The organism is Rhodococcus sp. IEGM 1379 (genome assembly GCF_030056815.1).
In the GTDB taxonomy this organism is placed as follows: Bacteria; Actinomycetota; Actinomycetes; order Mycobacteriales; family Mycobacteriaceae; genus Rhodococcus_F.
Genome location: NZ_JASHKR010000077.1, coordinates 1 through 20461 on the forward strand (window position 1 = coordinate 1; position 20461 = coordinate 20461).

Genomic DNA, 20461 nt, shown 5'->3' on the forward strand with positions numbered 1-20461 from the left:
GAGGTGGCGAGCGTGCCGAGGGTGTACCCGATGGCCAAGCCGGTGTAGCGAACGGAGGGGGGGAAGACGAGGGAGAAGAGAGCTGGCATGGTTCCGTAGTTTGCACAGTATGGGATGAACAGCAGCAGGAAGCCGATGAACATCACGACTGCGTTGCCCGAGCCGAACATCGGGAACCAGGCCCAGGGTAGGACCGAAAGTCCGACGACGCCGGCGATGAATATTCGACGCCTGCCGTATCGATCCGAGAGCCAGCCGAAGAACGGGATGCCAGCGACAAGGAAGACGGTCGAGAAGAGGATCAACCGCAAGATCAACGCCTCGTCGATGTCGATTTGCCCGGTGCCGTACGAGATTGAGAACACGGTGAGTATGTAGAAGACGGTCCCGATGGACAGGTAGGACAGTGCCATCAGGATTACAAGCTTCGGGTACCGGGTCAGAACGATCTTGACCGGCATCTTCTCGATGTTGCCTTCTTTGGCGACCTTCTGAAATTCGGGGCTCTCGTCGAGTGAAACTCGGATGAAAATTCCGAAGAACACGAGGATGCCCGCGAGGAGAAATGGAATCCTCCATCCGTAGGACATGAAGGCATCCTCGGGTAGCTTCTCGAGAACCAGGAAGACCAGGTTTGCGAGCATCAGACCCAACGCGGATCCGGTATTGACGATCGAGCTGAGTAGTCCTCGTTTGTTCTCCGGTGCGTGTTCGACGCTCATGAGGACTGCGCCGCTGTACTCGCCGCCGAGGGAGAACCCTTGGGCGAAGCGGAGGACTGTCAGTAGCAGTGGTGCGAAGATGCCGATCTGGTCGTACGTCGGCAGTGCGCCGATGAGGACGGTTGCCCCGCCCATGATCGAGAGCGTGACGACGAGGAGTTTCTTCCGTCCGATCCTGTCACCGAAGTGTCCGAACACCGCGGCACCGATCGGTCGTGCGATGAACGCGATGGTGAAGGTCGACAAGGACAGAATCTTGCCGACCGCCGGATCGAAGTTCGGGAAGAACAGCTTGTCGAAAACCAGGGCGGCGGCGATCGCGTAGATGAAGAACTCGTACCACTCGATGGTGGTACCGGCGAGGCTTGACAAGGCGACGCGTCTTGACTGGTTGGGCCGCACCGGGTGAGGGCTGGGTGTGGTGGACATCGGGGTCCTCTCGGAATGTAGGTCGATCGTGTCCGTGCAGAAGGGGAATGAACCGGAATCTCGGCGAATCCGACGCCGTCATTCGGCACACAGTGCACTTCGTTGGTGAGTGATCAAAGTGTGTACTGCTGGCGAACATTAGAACGTGATACGCGCCTCATTGCAAGCCCTCATCCTACGTTGTGGCGACTTTATCCGCTTAACCTGCACTTGGGTGACAAGAGTCGACTTTCGCGGGCGGCTTGGCTACTGTTTGTTGCTGGCGAACAATTTGTTCACTACCGGATGTCCGATCCGACACAGTGTGAATCCACACCCATGGCCATCGGGCATCGCCGACGACGCTTGTTCTGGCGACGCCGGCGTGCTGATGTGGCCGAACCTGCGAGAAGACAAGGTGCCAGCGGTGAAGATGAACCCCCAGACGACGCGAACCGAACGGGACTCCCTCGGCGAAGTCGAAGTCCCCAGTGATGCCTACTACGGTGCTCACACCGCCCGGGCGGTGACCAACTTCCAGATCACAGCCACGACAATCGGCAACTATTCCGAATTCGTCAATGCGCTCGCCGTGGTGAAGCAGGCATCAGCCACAGCGAACACCGAGTTGGGTTTGCTCGACAAGGAGGTGGGTGCGGCTATCGTCGCCGCCTGCGAAACGATCCGCAGGGGAGAGCATCGCGATCAGTTCGTCGTCGATGCAATCCAAGGAGGTGCAGGCACGTCGACGAACATGAACGCGAACGAGGTGCTCGCGAACGTGGCCCTGGAAATACTCGGTCGGAGGCGGGGCGACTACGTCACGATCCATCCCATCGATCACGTCAATCTCTGCCAGAGCACCAATGACGTGTATCCCACCGCGATCAAGCTCGCTCTCGATCGGTACCTCGGCGCTCTACTCGATGCGATGGCACGACTCGAAGACTCGCTCTCACAGAAGGCGGCCGAGTTCTCGGACCTTCTCAAGGTTGGACGCACACAGCTGCAAGATGCGGTGCCGATGACACTCGGGCAGGAATTTGGTGCCTTCGCAGTCATGATCGGCGAAGACCGGCAGCGAGTCGAGGAAACTCGTGCTCTACTGCGCGAACTCAATCTGGGTGGAACCGCGATCGGCACGGCACTCAACACACCACCCGATTATGCGCAAGTCGTGGTGACCGAGCTACGGAACCTCACCGGCATCCACTCTCTGATCAGTGCTCCGGACCTGGTTGAGGCGACCCAAGATACCGGAGTGTTCGTGCACACTTCCGGGACCCTGAAGCGAGTTGCAATCAAACTGTCCAAAATCTGCAACGATCTCAGACTCCTGTCCTCGGGACCACGTACGGGGTTCGGAGAAATCGAGCTTCCGCCCAGACAGGCCGGTTCGAGCATCATGCCGGGCAAGGTCAATCCGGTCATCCCCGAGGTCGTCAATCAGATCGCATTCGACGTCATCGGCAAGGACATCACAGTCTCTTTCGCTGCTGAAGCAGGGCAACTCCAGCTCAACGCCTTCGAACCTGTGATCGCCAAGTCTCTCTTCGACAGCGCGATCCGGCTCACAGCCGGTTGTCGCACCCTGGCCGACAACTGCATCGACGGTATCGTCGCCAACCGGGTGAATTTGGATCGGCACCTTGCCTCGTCGATCGCGCTTACCGCTGCTTTGGTTCCCGAGATCGGGTATACGGCTGCCGCGAGCATCGCGAAGCAAGCGCTCGATAGCGGCCGCGGTGTCATGGAACTTGCGATCGAGAGCGGTCTGGTCAGCCAGGGGAAGCTTGATCAGCTTCTGAACCCGGTACGGGTTGCGGGAGTGAAAGCACTTGAACCTCACTGAGCGTCCAACGTGGTGCCAGGACACACGGACACACAGATAAGTCGCTGCGCGTAGGTCCGGAAAATCCCTGGAGACACTGCGAGGCATTGCTTTCCTGTTCTCTCAGTGCGGTATGACAATGCTTGGGTTCATGCGGTGATCGCAACACCACTGATCAGAGGCGTCGACCGATTCGACGAAACGCCCGACCACGGTGAAACGCAGGACAACACGATTTCGGTCGGTCCGAGACCCGCGACGGCAAGTAGACCGGCGAGTTGACTGCCAGGGCTATTTCAGGTGCCGATACAGCGTTGTCCTTCCGGCGCCGATGATTTCGTCGATGTTATCTTCGGGTGGCTGACCGCCGGTACCGCCCCGGTCCGTGACTATTTGGCGCCGGTTTTTACAGAACTATTTGGCATGGCACGGTCTGTTATGGCTTGTGAGCGAGGATCGTCGATACCTGACTGTGGTCGTTGAGATGAGCCAGTGCTTCCGGTGACAAGAGTTTCGTGACGTACACGATCTGGCGGCGAGCAGATTCCGGTGCGGACAGGATCGGTTCATGGTGAGCGACACGATTGCGGAACTCACGCAAAGCGGTGAGCGCATGGTGCAGCGCAGCGCGATCGGTTCCCGACGGAAACGCCTTGTGCAGGTAGGGAACCCACAAAGATTTTTCGTGAAAATCCGAGGTGAGGAAGGTCCAGAACCCGAACATCAGCTCCGCCACAACCTTTCCTGCAACGACCGTATCGCCGTTGGCGTTTCTGGCTTGCTTGCGGGCAGAGGAGATCTGTCCACGTGGTGTGCTGTTCGCATCGACGTCGCGTTGTCCCACCGGGTCCCATCTCAGGTGTTTCGGAAACAAGTGCCCGGTGGTGGTCGGCTCCGTCCAGTGCATGTCCTCGCCCACGCACGCCTGGAGTAGTTCGCGGTCGTAGGCATTGCGCAAGCCCACTTCCAGATGCGCCAAATCGTGCAGGAACGCTGCACTGAGCTGGGCATTCCACTCGTAGAGGTGCAATGCTCTTTCCCGTGAACCGCCGGCCTTGCGGACATACGTCGCGAAGCGTTCGGGGCTCAGCCAACGCTGCACCCAGTCGTCAGTGTCCTTTGCCATGTAACTCCTGCTTCGCGTACGCTGTCGGTTGTAAGCCTTTGAGGACCGCTGACTTCGGTTATGTTACTTAGGCCAGGATATGGAAGCCTCGGTACTCCGTTCACGGACCCGAGGCTTTCCCTTTTTCGGTGAGAATGCACTGACAGCCTGGGAATGTCATCGCAGATCGATGAAAGACGTTGTAAGAAAATCTATTTCAGATGCCGGTACAGCGTTGTCCTGCCGACGCCAATGATTTCGGCGATGTCGGTCAGGTGCATTCCGTTCTCCCGCATCCGTTGTGCCTGGGCGAGTTTCGTGGACGTCATCTTCGGTGGCCGGCCGCCGGTACGGCCCCGGGCTCGGGCCGCGGCGAGACCGACCTGAGTCCGCTCCCTGATCAGATTTCGTTCGAATTCGGCGAGAGCACCGAAGATGGAAAAGATCAGTTTGCCGCCGGAGGTGGTGGTGTCGATCGCTTCGGTCAACGATTTGAACCCGACACCGCGGTCGGCGAGGTCTTCCACGGTCTGCAGTAGGTGGGGGAGTGAGCGACCCAACCGGTCGAGGCGCCAGACGACAAGGGTGTCTCCGTCACGAAGATGCGACAGGAGGTCGCTCAGTTGCGGCCGGGTCGTCGTTGCACCGGACGCGGTTTCGGTCCAGACTTTGAAACAGCTCGCCGCGCTGAGAGCGTCGCTCTGCGGATCATTGGTCTGATCGGCAGTCGAGACCCTCGCGTAGCCTAAAGGTTCACCCATGAGGCAGCAGTGTTCCAGAACTCACCGACAAGCCTCATATTGAACCATCGGTTTTGGACACGAGTTTCGGAACATATCTTCTGCCAGCTCACCGAAAATCGTCTCCGACTTTCCAAATACGAACTTGGTCTCAACAGGTCAACGCATCATGCAGCGTAGCGGGCGGCCCCGAGGAATTCCGCTATCTAAGAGTGTGTTTGAAAACCGTCAGGTTCGGGCGAGTCGCCTGGTCATGGTCGCGATCATCGCGATGTGAACCATGGCTTCGTGGTGGTCGGGTCTGGTTTCGTAGTCTCGCACGCAGCGGCGATGCTTGTTGATCCACGCGAAACTTCTCTCGACCACCCAAACGCGGGGACGGACGTGGAAACCGGTGGCGCCGGGTATGCGTTTGATGATCTGAATAGGGAGGGCGAGAACATCTTTCGCCCAGACAGGCAAACGCCCGGGATAACCGCCATCGGCCCAGACCAGCCGGATGGTGGGAGAAACTGCCGCGCAGTGCGGTCAGGAGTCGGTGCGCGGCGTCGCGGTCCTGGATCGAGGCAGCGGTGACGACGACGGCGAGCAACAGTCCGTTCACATCCACGGCAATGTGCCGCTTGACTTGTGACCTTCAGCGGTAAGTGGCACGGTATTTGTCGCTGAAGATGGCAGGCCTGCTGCGGCGGCCTCAGACCCGCCGCACGGGCACACGGTGTTGTTGTCAGGCCACGCGTTCCAGGTTGACTCCGGCGACGGCGTCGAGGTCGTCGATCAGGGAGGAGTGCCTGAGATTTCGGCGAAGCCGTCGCCGATGCAATATTCGGCAAGCCGGCCGCAGGCGCGAGAAACGTGGTGCATGCGTTGTATGACTCCTGCCATGCTTATTTGCCTAGATGAGGCGAGTGAATCATCGGCGTGCGGAGTCGAGACTGGATGCGTGGGCGCCGTTCGCGGGTTTGGCGGGGTTGATCTTCCTTGGTGGACCGATCTTTGTCGGTGATGCTGTCACCGATCCGTCGGGTTGGCACTCGTTTCTGTTCGGGCTGTGGGCTTTCTGCGTGGTGGGCGTGGGCTCGGACTGTGTTAGAAGGCTGCGTCCTCGTGGTGGTGAGCCAGTGCGGACCTTCGCTGCGCCCGAGGATGTTCTGGGTCGTCAACGTCGCAGAATGCGACGAACTCTTTACCGAGTTCGTCGTCGTCGCGTTCACCAGCGACGACGGACACCGCATCGGTGGGACGGTCTCAGATGGTACGAGAAGCACCCCGTCTGGGAATGGACTTCTCACCAGTAGCCGGCGACTGTCAGCTGTAGGTCGAGAAGCCAACGAAACGGCCCGCACCGACGGTGGGGGCCGTTGGTCCCTGTCGAGTTCGGGCTGCTGGCTCAGTGCTTCTCGCGGCCCGGCGCCGGAGGGTTTCTGGTGTCCTCGATGTTCTTCGGTATGGCAGCAGCCCCGTCCGCAGTTGCCTCGCCGCGGTGACCGCTCGGGTCGACGCCACAGGACGTGGTGCCGACTCGAAAGGTGGTGCGCTGAATCAACCCATGGAGCCGAACAGCAGGTTTCCTGCAAAGAGATCCAGAGCGGTGATCGGTTGACTGGGGCACGCACCCGGAAACTGCCCGGTTGTGACGCCGTCTGGGGCTGCGACGTCCCAGCACTCCTTGATCTGCTGCGGGGTGTAGGTCCGGTTGAACCGATTGGCCTCCCAGAGGGTGGCGGAACCCGACAGGACGGAACTGCCTGCGGGAAGGCTCCCGCCGCCGACGGAGTCTTGCGCGTGGGCGACTGCCGGGGCTGCGGCCAGGAATAGCCCCGCGGTCAGGATCACGGATCGAGTCAAATTGCGTCGCATGGTGGTCAGCTCCCTATGTAGCCGGTATCCGGGGCATATCCAGCGTTACGGAAGGGCAAGTTTGCCCCCACCCCAGTTCGGAGGCCCTTCCCTATCGGGAAGGGCCAGGTAAGCGCCGCAGGTCAGCGCTTGGCAGAACAGTACCGACTTAACGGTCTCATGTGACGAATACGGATAAATCGGTAGCCGCTCGAGCACATGCGGCAGTGCACTGAACCATCGATTTGCTCTCGGTGTGACCCGATCGACGTCTACGTGAAAGCCGATTCTCGGCCGTCGACGGCGAGTCAGTGACGTATTGGGATCCGAACCGCTCTATAGAAACAACGAGCTAGTAAGCGGCGGGCGACGATTTGTCATCACTCGCTGTGCCACGCACTTCTCAAGGCCGCCGCGGCTCCGGCGAGAAACGCGTCTTGCTCGGGTGTGACCTCGATGTCCTTGAACGGCAAGGTCAACGACCCGAAATTCTGTGCCGAATACCTTCCGACTATGTCACTCGCGGTTTGTGCGCGGTCGGTGACGATAATTTCGGTTATCGCACCGTCTCACCGAAATCACCTGGCCAGCACACTTTCCGACCGCAAACAGGCATCTCGTATCCCTTGTCCCCATCTGCGTCGAGTAAGGATATGAACTTCAGTTCACAAACATCCGGGACCGGCGATGGCGACAATCGCTGCACCGTAAAACTGTGACGGCCACGTCCGATAGCGCACCTTCCGACGCTGCCACGTTCCCCGCAGAAAACCACGCCACATTCAGCCGAAAGTCACAACGAAAGGTCGCCCGCCCCTGCCAATGTGAGTCCTGCAGTGTCCGAGAAAGGATCGAATGAGAGACGAACCGAACAAGCGCATAAATATGCATAGTGTGGCGTTGGCCCCAGGGGTCAGGGAATACACGCATTGCCATTGCCGTGGAGGCTGTAGTGATTGACAGTTCGGATTTCGCCACGAGGCCAGACGTCTGATCAGTCCCCGCCCAGGCCTTACGACCAGGGAACAGCAACCCGACGGACACGCCGATGACCAACAAGGACTCCGACAGGGATTCAAAGATGGGGCGAAGTCCTAGGGAAGTCCAGGAACTGGATGCCGCACAAGGTCGAGACTATTTAGCGCGATCGATCTTGAAATCATCCTTGGTGTCGGTCAATGTCACGTAGTACGTCGGCTTTGTTCCGTCAACTAGGTATACATCGCAGGCGAAACGAAGTCCCGGGGTAGGCATCACTCCCGCAGCGAGACACTCGACCTGCTTCACAGAAAGCGGTTCGTGATCACGCATCGCCTGTTCACGAACCGCATCTTCGTAAAGTCTCAGATCGATGCTGCCAGGCAAGGAGACGGTTGTTTGGGCGGGGTCGCCAGCAGGGACCGGGCCCATATCCCAATCGAGTCGGATCGAGGGCGTGCCTACTGACGGTGCGGATTGGGTGCCGCCATCGTTTCCTCGGATAAATGAGACAATGAGTATGGCAATCGTGCAAATGATGGCCATACCGATTAGAACAAATGTGAGAGCTCGTCTGCTCATCAGGTGTAACCTCTCGGACAGGTCTTGTAATCTGCCAAATTGTTGTCTTTATTGTACCTCCGCCGGTCGGAGTTACGGGTGAGGGGCTGAAATGATCGAATCAGCTGTCTATGTATATCTAGGTTCGGTAGTAGCTTTCCAGCAGACGAATATCGAGTTCGAGGATTTTCCTGGGTGGTCAACAGACATGATGATCTGGGATCCAGATCAGCGAATGCTTGTTATTACAACAGGCGCGACAAGGGGTGCTGTCCATTTCCGCTCGGAGATATACTCCGAAGATCCCCCGATGGAGGAAGCCGGGTGGGATTCCATGCAAGAAGTTTCGGTGAGATTCGATACCGGAGATGTTCGATTGGTCGACGTCGAGTTCATGCAGACCGAAACTTTTCCTGCCGAAAGCCTCATCTCTCATCCCGGCGGCTACCGGATCAGGCTGTATGAAACGGGCAGGGAAAGCCCAGTTGAAATGCAGAAACCGGAGGATCAGCTTGCCGAAAGATATCTGATGCAGATCTGGCCCGACTCTATAGAACGACCGCCCACTCAAGTCGTTCGACTGAGAGGGTGATTGACCGACGGGCGCCCCTCGAAGTAGGAGCGCCCGCCGGTGTTGTCAGATCATCGATGGTAAGGGTTTACAAAATATCCGTCATACTGGTCGTCGGCTTTGTAAAGAATCCTGTTCTTGTGATGGAAGGATGGAAGAAGTCGACCTCCATCTCCATTCTGCTGTTCCGTGATGTAGCATGCGCTCCATCCATTTCTTTGAGGGATCCAGTTTATGGCGCCGCCATTTGGCAGTGCAGGTACGTTGCACCACCAAAATGACCTGCCTCCGTTCGGGTATTTCTTCGCCCCTTCATCGGTTACAGAGAACGGGTACTCATCGCATTCATATTTCTCACCGCTATCTGTTGGAAGAGGTCGGTTGTAACCAGATTTGTATCTCGGGCACGCGGTCGCCCTATTGTTATCCGCCTGTTTGCTCCCGTACTCTATTCTGTGTAGCGGGTGCATAACTTTATTCGGTTGTTCGATAAGAGCGGGACTTCCTGGCAGTCCTGAATTCTGTCCCCACAGGACATGGTCCATTAGTTGGGGTGCTGGACGTTTAGTGGTAGTCAGGTCGAGAACGGGTAATGAGTGGGTTGCAGCGAATGGGGCAATTACACAACCAGATTTTACGGATATGTATTCGAAACTATCGCACCTGATGATTGGATAAGGATGTCTAAATGTTCGTGGAACGGACAGTCCCGTAGGTACGATTGGATCATCGATCTCCAATATCATTGCCACCTCGTCGGTTTCCGTCTTGTTGCTCTTATCCGCAAGAGAGCCGAATCAGATCAGGCCGAACGAAAAGAGCCAGATAACAAGCGGGTAGAGCGGTCCCCACCAGGCCAGGTCCATTGCCGTTCATCTCCCATGGGCAGTGTTCGCCGAGATCGCACGGGATCACGGCCCCGCGTGGGTCGACATCGCCGGAGAAGCCTCGAGTTCGGTCGACGATCCGAAATCCAGGTGGTTCAAAGTCCGTGTACCCGGGGGTCGAGGAGCAAATCCGCCCAATCCGGCGCTAAGCACTGAACATCCAGCGGCATGGACCTACAGGTGATTTCATGTCGGCATGACCGATGAGGGCGGCTACGGCCGGTTCGGGGCGTTGTCCCGTGTTGAGTTGGAACGGTTCTTTTACCTCGATGCCGAAGACCGGAAGCTGATCGCGGGTCGGCGTCGGGACTACAACCGGTTGGGGTTCGCCCTTCAGATCGTGACGGTCCGCCAACTCGGAATGTTTTTGGCCGATCCTCTCGACGCGCCCCTGGAGTTGGTTGATTATCTCGCCGAGCAGTTGGGTATCGAGGACTCCTCGTGTGTGAAGCAGTACACCGAGCGGGAGAAGACCAAACTCGAACATGCCTGGGAGATCCAGCGCGAGTACGGCTTGAGTTACTAATCCCCAACCCTCCACTGCCTCTCGCAGGTACGACTAACCCGCTGGGGTGGAGTGCTTGCCAGGTGCCGGTCGGGAACAACTCCTCACAAGGAGGGCTGACCAATCCATTCTTCCGGAACTATCGAGTTCAACTGAATGGATCCTTCTATGTAAACGCGAACTAGACAGGCTTCGGGGGTGTGGTCGCTACGGCGGCCGCACCCCCGTCCCGTACGTGTCAGATGTCAGGGAATACTCCAATCGATAAGCCCTTCCTCGACGCTTGCTTTCCAAAACCCGAATTTGGTTCCTGCGTACAAGCTGTCAGCTAATGCGGCCAGCAGTGAGGCAACCGATTCGAATTCCACGCCCCCCTCGTCAACGCTTTCATGTGCATACTCGATCACACACCCGTGTTGCGGCCCGGGGCGGCAGTCGACGACGTAGTGGACATCGTCGAGGCTGGCAAATGGGATGTAAAGCGGATGAAACGTGTAGGACACGGTGCCTGCTTGCGGGGCGTTGCTGGCGAGTGTGTCGAAGTCAGGACTGATTTCGAGTGTTTTCCATGCTTCCAGCATGGTTTCCCTGAGTTGCAGGATATCCGGCAAAGATAGAATTTCTTTACTGGGAAAGATGGTCCCGGCAAAAAAATCGCTTCCGGGATTCCAACTGCTCTGTCCGTTCTGTAGCTGGTAGAACTCCACCAGCTCCCCGGGCCACGCGATATCAAGTGAATTCTCCACTACGCGTATTTCATCCAGGCTCGCCCCGGGACGAATACTTGTGGCGGTCAAAGGTGCATATTCAGTGCACCATGCTGTGAGTCTGTTCCATTGCTCTTCGAGATTCACGGGCTTCCCTTCGGGATCGGTATCGGTGAAGTGGAGTCAAGTTCCGATATTCATCGTAGGGTGGCGGGGTTGTCTTGCAACTGCTTTAACCACCGCCTACCTGGCCGGCACCCGGAGACGCCCCTCCATGAATCATTGTTTGGCCCGCTATCTCAGAATCGATCTTGGTCTCCGCCAGTGTCTGATTGCGAGCGGATGGGGTACCCCACACAAAACAAGCTCTGGGAGGTTTCGCGGTGCAGGACGTCAGGCGAGGGATGACGGATTCCGAGCTGGTCGACGAGGCGGACCGGTGTGACTTTCAGCGACAAATGGCACGGTTCTGACGAATGAAAGTGGCATGATCGTTGGTGGACCCATTTTCGGGGCCGCAGTCGGGGCACTCGTTTCAGTTACGGGCTGGAATCTCGTACGACGCGAACGCACGCTCGATTCTGACTAGATCGTGTTTGACCCGCTCGCCCCCCACAGTGCTCCTAGTGCGGCGTGGGATAAATAATTAGACAGTCAAGTTTGAGATACTTGCATGTATGCGAGTTGCAGCACTGATTTTGCGGGACGGAGATCTCACGCGTTTGACGGCGTTGATGCGATCGCGATCGGTACGGGCAGGTATCGCGCAACGTGCTCGGATCATCGTGCTCGCATCCGAAGGCGAATCGAACACGCGGATCGCCGAACTGGTGGGCGTGACCCGTCAGACCGTGATCACCTGGCGGGCACGCTACGACGAAGCCGGGATGAACGGACTGGTCGACGAAGCGCGATCAGGGCGTCCCCGCACGATCGATCACCGCAAGATCGTGTCGGAAACCTTGATGCCGCCACCGAAGAAGCTCGGTGTTACGCATTGGAGCACCAGATTGCTGGCGGAGCGGCTGGGGATCAGCAACAGCACTGTTGCCGATGCGTGGCGTGAATACGGTGTGCAGCCGTGGCGCAGTGAAACATTCAAGTTTTCCACCGACCCCGAGTTGGTCGCGAAGGTCACCGACATCGTCGGCCTGTACTTGGAGCCACCGGAGAACGCGATCGTGCTCTGCGTGGACGAAAAATCGCAGATCCAAGCACTCGATCGAACGGCGCCGACGTTGCCTATGCAGATCGGGATCCCCGAACGTCAAACCCACGACTACGTCCGCAACGGCACCACCACCTTGTTTGCGGCGTTGGAGATCGCGACCGGAAAGGTGACCGGAATCTGTCGGCCTCGGCACCGTCGCCAGGAGTTTCTGGTGTTCCTCAAACATGTCGCCCGGGCGTATCCGGATCAGGAACTGCATCTGGTGATGGACAACTATGCCACTCACAAAAAGCAGGAAGTTCGGGACTGGTTGGCGGCGAACCCGCGAATCCACGTCCATTTCACTCCGACGTCGGCATCGTGGATGAACCTCGTCGAGGTGTGGTTCGGAATCATCGAACGCCAAGCGATCCACCGGGGGACCTTCCGCAGTGTTCGTGAACTCACGAGCAAGATCCGTGACTTCATCAACGGATGGAACCCGCGGGCGCAGCCGTTCGTCTGGACGAAAACCGTGGAGCAGATACTCGCGAAAGCTGACCGTCGAAAAACTTCAAGAACATCGCACTAGGACCCTCCGCTGAATTCCCCCCGGCTCAATGACGGTATTCGACCCCGGCACCGGAGTCTCCCTTGAGCTGCGTCCCATTTTCGAATCTCTCTCAAAGTCTTCCGAGGTTTGCGGCGCACCATCGTCGTACTGCTGAACCGTCGTAGGGATCGTTGTGCGAGGCGTTTGGTCCTGGCCTCGATCGGTGAGCACAAAGTACGAACCGACGAGGACAACCGCAACCGCGACAGCTGCTACAGCGACACCTCTTGGGCGATTCACAATTTCAGCCTCCAACTTGGTGTTCCGTAAACAAAGAAGTGATCTCCTCCGATGGCTCGATCGTATGCGCAGAGCAGAATCCTGACCCCGACCGCCGCGCAACCCCTTTGCGTAGTTATGCGCTACTTCGGTCGTCTCTCATTCGATCGGAACTTGTCAAGGGAGTTGAGTCCCGCGGGAGTTAGGCGGCTGCCGTTTCCGTCGCCTCCGGGATGTCAGATTCGTCGATGGGTCGGTTGATCCAGGCACTGTCTGGCAGATCGAGGATCTTTGGTGCGGCCGTCGTGCCGAAGCGGTGAGGGTGTTTCGCCCGAGCGGCAGCGAGAACGCTCCGGCGGTCTGCCGCTTTGCTCGCAGCCAAACCGAAGTGAACATCGGCGGGAGTATGCAGACCGATACCGGTATGTCGATGCTCATGGTTGTACCAAGCGGTGAAAACGTCCATGAATTCTCTTGCTTCGCTGATTGATCCGAAGCGCTCAGGGAACAACGGTCCGTACTGCAAAGTCTTGAACACCGCTTCCGAGTATGGGTTGTCGTTCGACACCTGCGGCCGTGAATGCGACCGGGTGATCTCGAGATCTGCGAGTAGTGCAGCGACGGTTTTACTGGTCATCGAAGTACCCCGGTCAGCGTGGACGACCTGCGGAATGCCGTGGACCGAGAAGGTGTTCTCCATCAATTCCCTTGCAAGCAAACCTGACTCGTGTGTGTGGACGTGAACGCCGACTATGTAACGAGAGTAGATGTCGATCATCACGTAAGCATCGAAATATTGTCCCTTTACGGGACCGGCGAGTTTGGTGATGTCCCACGAGTACACCTGCCGAGGTGCGGTCGCCACCAGTTCCGGACAAGCCTTCGCGGGGTGTCGGGCCAGCCTCCGACGCTCGGCGACCTGCGCGTTCTCTCGCAGCACCCGGTACATCGTCTACACCGAGCACACGTAGATTCCCTCGTCGAGTAGTTGCGCGTATACCTCGAGTGGTGCTTGATCGACGAAACGATCACTGTTGAGAATCTCAAGGATGCGGCGGCGTTCGATGGTGGTCAGCTTGTTCGCCGGTTCGGCCACCGACGCAGGTGCGCGGTTGGGTGTGGCAGCAGCAGTTCGGCGCCGCAGCGCGGTCGAACGGATGACGCCCGTCAGCGCACTCGCCATCCTCGTCGAGACTCCAGCTTCGGCCAGTTCAGTCCACGCGGCGGTCAGCGCTTGCCCGGCTTGTCTCCCGGATCCGCTCTCTCGGAGAGCGATTCCAAGAGAGCGTGTGCTTTTCCCATGATGTCCAGGGCGGCTTCGGTCGTGGTTAACCGCTTGTTTGCGCGCTCCAGTTCACGAGTCAGGCGGGCGATCTCGGCTTGCTCTGCGGTGAGCTTTCCGACCTTCACACCAGGCTTCTTGCCGTCAAGAACGCCGGCGTCGCGTTGCTTGCGCCACTCGCAGATCAGCGAGGAGTACAGGCCTTCACGGCGCTGATATGCACCACCGCCGCCGTCCTCGCATGCCAGCTCATACGCGGCCAAATGGGTCAGCTTGTCTGCGGGGGTGAAAGCTCGTCGCCGGCGAGGGCCGTCGGCTCGAGGGCGGGGAGAGGCCATGCGGTCATTGTCCTCGACCGGCGCAGGGATGGAAATCGTCATGGAGAGGTTGATCCGTATCTCGCCCTGCAGGCGGGGTTGCTGTGAACCGGTGGACTCAACTCACCCTGGCACGCAGGGGATCCATTTTCGGACACTGCCGGGTGTCACATCGGGCAAGGACGGTCGATGTGACACCCGGAATTATTGGCTCTGTCAAAGAGTGAAGTAGTTCCTATCCGATCACGATGACTTTCAGTTGCCCGCGGCTCACGGAAACATATAGCGCAACAGGATGATCGGAGACATTCAATGTTGTTCGTAGGTGATGATTGGGCAGAGGACCACCACGATGTCGAATTGATGAACGAGAGCGGATCGACCCTCGCCCGTGCACGACTCCCCGAAGGCATCGAAGGTATCGAGAAACTGCACGCAATGATCGGCTCACACACCACAGGAGACGATCAATCGGTCCTGGTCGGAATCGAAACAGACCGAGGGCCATGGGTGCTCGCCTTGACTGCGGCGGGCTACCAGGTATTCGGCGTCAACCCACTCCAAGCATCGCGTTTCCGGGAACGTCGTAGCGTATCTGGAGCTAAAAGCGATGCAACAGAAGCACATTCACTGGCCGACATGGTCCGCACCGACCATCATCAACTGCGTCCGGCGGCAGGGGACACCGACAGGGCTCAGGCAGTCAAGGTGATCACTCGCGCGCACAAGACACTGATCTGGGAACGGACACGGCATACCCAACGACTGCGGCAATCTCTGCGCGAATACTTTCCCGCGGCCCTCGACGCGTTCGACGATCTGGACGCCGCCGATGCACTCGAACTGCTCGAAAAGGCACCCGACCCTGACTCCGCCGCGAAGCTCACACCACCGGCCAGATCAAAGCCGCACTCAAACATGCACACCGGCACAATATCGACGACAAAGCCAAGACGATAGCCGTAGCGCTGCGTGGGAAACACCTGCGCCAACTCGATCAGGTGACCGTGGCTTACGCTGCCACTACCAAGGCGACGATCGGGGTGCTTCGGGCGATAGTCGATGAGGTGGATGCGCTCCGAACTGAGGTCGAAGCCCATTTTGGTGAGCACCCGGATGCCGACATCATCACCTCGCTGCCCGGACTGGGTGTGGTTCTCGGTGCCCGGGTGCTGGCAGAATTCGGCGACGATCGAGATCGATACAGTGATGCACGAGCCCGAAAGAATTATGCAGGAACAAGTCCCATCACACGTGCGTCGGGGAAGAAGAAAATTGTGGCGGCACGGTTCGTCCGCAACGACCGACTCGCCGACGCTCTCATGGCTCAGGCCTTCGCCTGCCTGACCTGTTCGCCAGGTGCACGCGACTACTACGACAAGTGCAGGCAGCGCGGCAACGCCCACAACGATGCGCTGCGCCGGGTTTCGAACCGCTTCGTGGGGATCCTGCACGGGTGTTTGAAGACTCGGACCCGGTACGACGAAACCATCGCCTGGCAGCACGAAGTCACTGTCGCAGTTGACTGAATTGCCGAGGGGATATCTCCCAGCGGAACCCTTGGTCCCGCTATCTCGGTGTCCACCATCCGGGGTGAACCTGAGGCCTCGTCATCGATCTTCAAGTTTCGTACTGCTCTTGGACAGGTATTGTGTGTGAACAATTGTGATGTGAGAATTTCGATTATTCCACTGTGGGAGGAGCTTTCGCTATTTACGTGCTGGTAGGTCGACTTCAGTCTCCACGGATTCAGGCTAAGTTTGGCTACGCACCAACCGTCCCGGTACCCGCTGGGTGCGGATGCCGGGACGGTCAGGCTGAGAACCCGATCAGGGGGTGACGTCGATCCCCGGAGAGAAGGTCAGCTTGCCAGTCATTGTGGCAGTGCCGGCACCCGCGGGCGGACACACGCCACCGCCCGTGGAGTTGAAGTTGACTGTTCCAGAGTTCGAGGCGGTCACCGAGGGCTTGACGTAGGGCAATGGTCCTATTGTGCTTGCGCCCACTGTGATTGAACACCCGCTCGACGGCACCGTTACCACTGCGCCACCTGCAGGGATAATCAGTGACCCCTGAGGGGATGCCCCGTCATGATCTACCTTGAGCTTCCAAGTGCCGTTACCTACAACGGCGGCAGTCTGGCCGTTGAGGGTGCAGCTCGACAGATTGACACTATCGATATCAATCGAGATCCCACCTGTGGAAGGATTGTTGTTGCCGGGTGCCGCGGGGGTGGAACCTGTCCCCGAAACGCTGGTACAGCGCATGGTATATCCGGGGGTGGCAATCCGCAGGTCGCTACTCGTTGCTGTAACCGGCGTATTTGCAGGCGTAATCGTCGTGGAAGCGAATGATACCCCTGCTACGGTCAGCATCACTGCCGAAACTGCGGCGACGACGGCACCACTGCGCTTTAGGAAATTCTGTGTCATCTTAATTCTCCTTGGTGTATGCGAATCTTCCCGAACTACCGTTGAGCTGCATTCGTAGAGTCGAATTATTTTGTTGGTCAACGCTACTCAAGCTCCCATCCTGCGGCGTTGTACACGGAACTGGTGGTGGAAAGGCTGTTTCCGGCACCGCCGGAGGGCAAGCCTGCACGTTGGTTCACAGCCCAATTCAGCGACCCGAACAGGCCGCAACCTGAGGCCGTAGGAACAGTGAAGTTCGAGGCTGTATGGGTAGCCTGCGGCCAGACACCGCCGGGGACATCGGGTCCGTTGGTCGAGATCCACTCAGCGACTCCGGCGTCCTCGAGTGCTAGCGAGAGCTGAATCGGATTGGCGGCGGAGCCGATGTAGCAGTTGTTGCCCAGGAGCGGATTGGAGAGCTTCAGACGAACAGGCAACTGTACGGCGAGGTTGTAAACTTGAACCGAAGGTAAGGCTACTGCTTCGACCGTCGCCTGAATTGCAGTCGGCCCGAATGCCTCTGACGATCCAGTGCCGAACGCACCACCCGGAACCGTGATGGGGGTGGAATACACACCGAACTTCCCGTCGTTCGCGGCCGGCACGAACACCTGGCTGTCAGGCTCAGGAACGGCAACGCCACCGGCAATCATCAGGCTGCCGTCAGGAATCTGCACGTCGAGATTGCCAACGCGCAGATTGCCGTCCCGCATGATCACCGTCATGCAGGTGCCCAGGCCTGTGTCAGGGTCGTAAACCTTGTCGAGTTGGCATGTATCCCAATTCTTGAAATCGAACTTCGCCCCAGACTGGATCGGTGCCGAAACCGGCTGAACGCCAACTCCTCCAGTCGCGCCGGCAGCAGTTGCGACGCCGCCACCGACGACAGTCAAAGCTGCAACTGCAGCGAGAATTGCTGAACGGGTGATGAATTTCTGCACGTAGTATCTCCAATGGGTTATTGAATCGACCAGCATTCTCGATAGGATTTGATTTACCTGCCAAATGTGCCTCTGCCAGAACAGCATTCACATTTTATTCGCAGCGCGGCCGGAAACAGTGCGCACATTGGGGGAATCTGAGACTGACAGCGCCCTATCGCAGTCGCGCTGAAGATCGTCAACCACCGATCATCCGCGATGGTCTCAACCTGAACGTTCGGCAGGAGTGTCCCAGTCGGGAGTTCTACACTAGATCAAGCATCCGTCACCTCCCATCCTGCAGCGTTGTATACGGAGCTGGTGGTGGAGAGAGAGTTGCCGGCACCGCCCGAGGGGATGCCTGCACGAAGATTGACGGCCCAGTTCAGGGCGCCCAGGGGACCACATCCGGAAGCCGTAGGAACTGCAAAGTTCGAGGCTGTATGGGTAGCCTGCGGCCAGACACCGCCGGGGACATCGGGTCCGTTGGTCGAGATCCACTCAGCGACTCCGGCGTCCTCGAGTGCTAGCGAGAGCTGAATCGGATTGGCGGCGGAGCCGATGTAGCAGTTGTTGCCCAGGAGCGGATTGGAGAGCTTCAGACGAACAGGTAATTCCACTGCAAGGTTGTACACTTCGACCGACGGCAGAGCCACCGCTTCGACCGTCGCCTGAATTGCGGTGAGACCGAATGCCTCTGACGATCCAGTGCCGAACGCACCACCCGGAACCGTGATCGGAGTGGAATACACACCGAACTTCCCGTCATCCGCGGCCGGCACGAACACCTGGCTGTCAGGCTCAGGAACGGCAACGCCACCGGCAATCATCAGGCTGCCGTCAGGAATCTGCACGTCGAGATTGCCGATGTGCATAGCGCCGTCCCGCATGATCACCGTCATGCAGGTGCCCAGGCCTGTGTCGGGATCGTAGACCTTGTCGAGTTGGCATGTATCCCAGTTCTTGAACTCGTAGGGTGTGCTCGGACCTGGCGCGGACGACCCTGCTGAGCCACTGCTTCCGGAAGAACCGGAACTCGCCGACCCGGATGGACCCAACGACCCGAGTGAACCGGAATCCTGCGCAGACGCAGCACCCCCACCGGCAAGAGTAATTGCGGTAGCCACAGCCACTACTGGCCCGATTTTGGTCAACATCGATTTCTTTCTCATCATTCTCCACTTCATTGCATGAACATCTATTTAGTACATGCTGAATAGTCTTCACAAACACGAGGGGTCAATCCCATCGAAAGACCGAAAATCAACGCCGACTGAAATTAATTTCAATCATCCGCACCAGATTTCAATTCCAGACAAGAGGCATTGCTGTCACGGACAAAACGTGCGAATTCCGAATCAACTGGCAGCGTTGGACGCCGACGAACTGGGTGCGCCCATCCAGGTCCATCGAGATTTCCCGCCTCTGGCCAGCGGATTGATGAACTCCCGACCGCGAACGTGGCACTGATCGTCACACACAAATAGTCTCTTTGCAACCATTTGACGGAATTGGACAAATCTTCGCTACTGCCGGAAACTCGGGTTCGGGGCGTCACTCGAACCGCAATCCGAGCAGCTGAACTCAATCATTAGTACTTTTGGGGGAATGAGCTTCTAGTACTTTAGTCGGACTTCAAAGAGAAGATCTTCGGAATCGCGGACTAACGACCTGCAAGAATGCAACATGCGCTGAAGTTTCGCTCCTACTTTTGGGGGATCTTTTACAAATTCGCACTCACTGAAGCCGCATTCGTGCTTTGGTAGCCGAAATTCGTACTCAATTCACGTCGGATGTGGGCATAGACGGGGACCGTCCGTGAGAGTGTGATTGAGAACGGTCAGGTTCGGGCGAGGCGCCTGGTCATGGTCGCGATGGTGGCGATGAGAGTCATCGCTTCGTGGTTGCCGGGACCGTGTGAGGGGTTTGCGGCCCGTGAGGCTGTGCATTGAGTTCTTGCACCCATTGTTTGAAGTCTTCGGGTTTTCCTAGATTCAAGCCGAGTCGTTCGGCGATTCCCAGTGCGGTACCGGGTTGGTGTGGGTGAGGGCCACCCCACTCTGTGCGTGCGTCCAACCATGACTGGTGCAGTGCCTCGTTCGGCTCGATCAGTTCAATAGTCATGGTGACGATCATCCAGGTCTGGTCCGGGTTGTTCTACTCGATTCTCGCGTGGAGGAGACGGGCGGGTGTTGCGGCGTTGGGGTACGGTCCGCGCAGGGCTCGGCAAAACACGCTGAGGCGAGTCGGCGACGAATGTGATGTGTGTGGACTCAGTAAGCTCGGGCGATGGGTGTGATCGACAGGTTGAACAGTTTCAACGAGGCACACCCGTGGAGTCACAACGACTTCTACATTCCGTGGGTGCTGCGGCAGCTGGTCGGGACGTCGCATTCGAATGCTCTCGATGTCGGGTGCGGAACGGGCAACCTGCTCGACCGCTTGGCGCAACGATTCGATTCTGTCAGCGGTGTGGAACCGGACTCTGCGACAGAGCAGATCGCAGCTGCACGGTTCTCTTCGCATGTCGCCGTGAGGATTCGGTGCTCGACCTTGGCAGATGTTGGTCGCGGTGAGCGTTTCGATGCGATCACGCTCGTCGCGGTGCTCCATCACCTACCGTTGGAGGAGACGTTGGGGCGGTTGCGGGGGATGCTCAGTCCTGGTGGGTGTTTGGTCATCGTGGGGTGCTACC

General features: G+C 58.1%; 16 protein-coding genes and 2 pseudogenes. 7 read left to right on the forward strand and 11 right to left on the reverse strand.

What is annotated here, in order from left to right; all coding sequences use genetic code 11:
- On the reverse strand, positions 1-1151 hold a 1151-nt coding region (locus QM600_RS24490; protein ID WP_283264239.1), incomplete at its 3' end, for an MFS transporter.
- 412 nt (positions 1152-1563) lie between these two features.
- On the opposite strand from QM600_RS24490, the gene QM600_RS24495 reads away from it, so the two are divergent.
- Positions 1564-2982: an aspartate ammonia-lyase gene (locus tag QM600_RS24495; protein ID WP_283264258.1), complete on the forward strand. Its 1419-nt coding sequence runs from the start codon at positions 1564-1566 to the stop codon at positions 2980-2982.
- Between the two features lie 415 nt (positions 2983-3397).
- Here QM600_RS24495 and QM600_RS24500 read toward each other — a convergent pair whose 3' ends face one another.
- From QM600_RS24500 to QM600_RS24520, 4 genes are all read right to left on the reverse strand, one after another.
- Entirely contained in the window at positions 3398-4087 is a 690-nt protein-coding gene (locus tag QM600_RS24500) for an Abi family protein (RefSeq protein ID WP_283264240.1), read from the reverse strand.
- Between the two features lie 191 nt (positions 4088-4278).
- Positions 4279-4827, reverse strand: coding sequence for a recombinase family protein (locus QM600_RS24505; RefSeq protein WP_283264241.1), 549 nt, complete (start codon positions 4825-4827; stop codon positions 4279-4281).
- Positions 4828-5008: 181 nt separating this feature from the next.
- Complete coding sequence (locus QM600_RS30020) at positions 5009-5416, reverse strand: hypothetical protein (protein ID WP_502943093.1); 408 nt, start codon at positions 5414-5416, stop codon at positions 5009-5011.
- A 479-nt stretch (positions 5417-5895) separates the two neighbouring features.
- A complete protein-coding gene (locus tag QM600_RS24520) occupies positions 5896-6036 on the reverse strand; it encodes a hypothetical protein (protein ID WP_283264244.1) in 141 nt (46 codons plus the stop codon).
- Between the two features lie 131 nt (positions 6037-6167).
- On the opposite strand from QM600_RS24520, the gene QM600_RS24525 reads away from it, so the two are divergent.
- Entirely contained in the window at positions 6168-6293 is a 126-nt protein-coding gene (locus tag QM600_RS24525) for a hypothetical protein (protein ID WP_283264245.1), read from the forward strand.
- Between the two features lie 55 nt (positions 6294-6348).
- Here the strand turns inward: QM600_RS24525 and QM600_RS24530 are convergent, their stop codons facing one another.
- Both QM600_RS24530 and QM600_RS24535 read right to left on the reverse strand, forming a co-directional pair.
- Positions 6349-6666 carry a hypothetical protein gene (locus QM600_RS24530; RefSeq protein ID WP_283264247.1) on the reverse strand — a complete coding sequence of 106 codons (318 nt, stop codon included), beginning with the start codon at positions 6664-6666 and terminating at the stop codon, positions 6349-6351.
- Between the two features lie 1113 nt (positions 6667-7779).
- Positions 7780-8205: a hypothetical protein gene (locus QM600_RS24535; protein ID WP_283264248.1), complete on the reverse strand. Its 426-nt coding sequence runs from the start codon at positions 8203-8205 to the stop codon at positions 7780-7782.
- A gap of 91 nt (positions 8206-8296) precedes the next feature.
- Between QM600_RS24535 and QM600_RS24540 the strand changes: the two genes are divergently transcribed.
- Entirely contained in the window at positions 8297-8776 is a 480-nt protein-coding gene (locus QM600_RS24540) for a hypothetical protein (RefSeq protein ID WP_283264249.1), read from the forward strand.
- A gap of 1062 nt (positions 8777-9838) precedes the next feature.
- Entirely contained in the window at positions 9839-10168 is a 330-nt protein-coding gene (locus QM600_RS24545; RefSeq protein WP_283264250.1) for a DUF4158 domain-containing protein, read from the forward strand.
- Between the two features lie 224 nt (positions 10169-10392).
- Here the strand turns inward: QM600_RS24545 and QM600_RS24550 are convergent, their stop codons facing one another.
- Positions 10393-11001, reverse strand: a complete 609-nt coding sequence (locus QM600_RS24550; RefSeq protein ID WP_283264252.1) for an SMI1/KNR4 family protein — start codon at positions 10999-11001, stop codon at positions 10393-10395.
- A gap of 530 nt (positions 11002-11531) precedes the next feature.
- On the opposite strand from QM600_RS24550, the gene QM600_RS24555 reads away from it, so the two are divergent.
- Positions 11532-12596 carry an IS630 family transposase gene (locus tag QM600_RS24555; protein WP_283264253.1) on the forward strand — a complete coding sequence of 355 codons (1065 nt, stop codon included), beginning with the start codon at positions 11532-11534 and terminating at the stop codon, positions 12594-12596.
- A 442-nt stretch (positions 12597-13038) separates the two neighbouring features.
- Here the strand turns inward: QM600_RS24555 and QM600_RS24560 are convergent.
- Positions 13039-14456: pseudogene (locus QM600_RS24560) on the reverse strand (IS3 family transposase).
- A gap of 291 nt (positions 14457-14747) precedes the next feature.
- On the opposite strand from QM600_RS24560, the pseudogene QM600_RS24565 reads away from it, so the two are divergent.
- Positions 14748-15964 (forward strand): annotated as a pseudogene (locus QM600_RS24565) (IS110 family RNA-guided transposase).
- Between the two features lie 986 nt (positions 15965-16950).
- On the opposite strand, the gene QM600_RS24570 reads toward QM600_RS24565, so the two are convergent.
- The gene (locus QM600_RS24570; protein WP_283264255.1) at positions 16951-17787 is read right to left on the reverse strand and encodes a hypothetical protein; all 837 of its coding nucleotides are present in this window, start codon (positions 17785-17787) and stop codon (positions 16951-16953) included.
- Positions 17788-18041: 254 nt separating this feature from the next.
- Positions 18042-18938: a hypothetical protein gene (locus QM600_RS24575; RefSeq protein ID WP_283264256.1), complete on the reverse strand. Its 897-nt coding sequence runs from the start codon at positions 18936-18938 to the stop codon at positions 18042-18044.
- Positions 18939-20055: 1117 nt separating this feature from the next.
- Here QM600_RS24575 and QM600_RS24580 point away from each other — a divergent pair.
- Positions 20056-20461, forward strand: a 406-nt coding sequence (locus QM600_RS24580) for a class I SAM-dependent methyltransferase (protein WP_283264257.1), incomplete at its 3' end; no start/stop codon positions are given.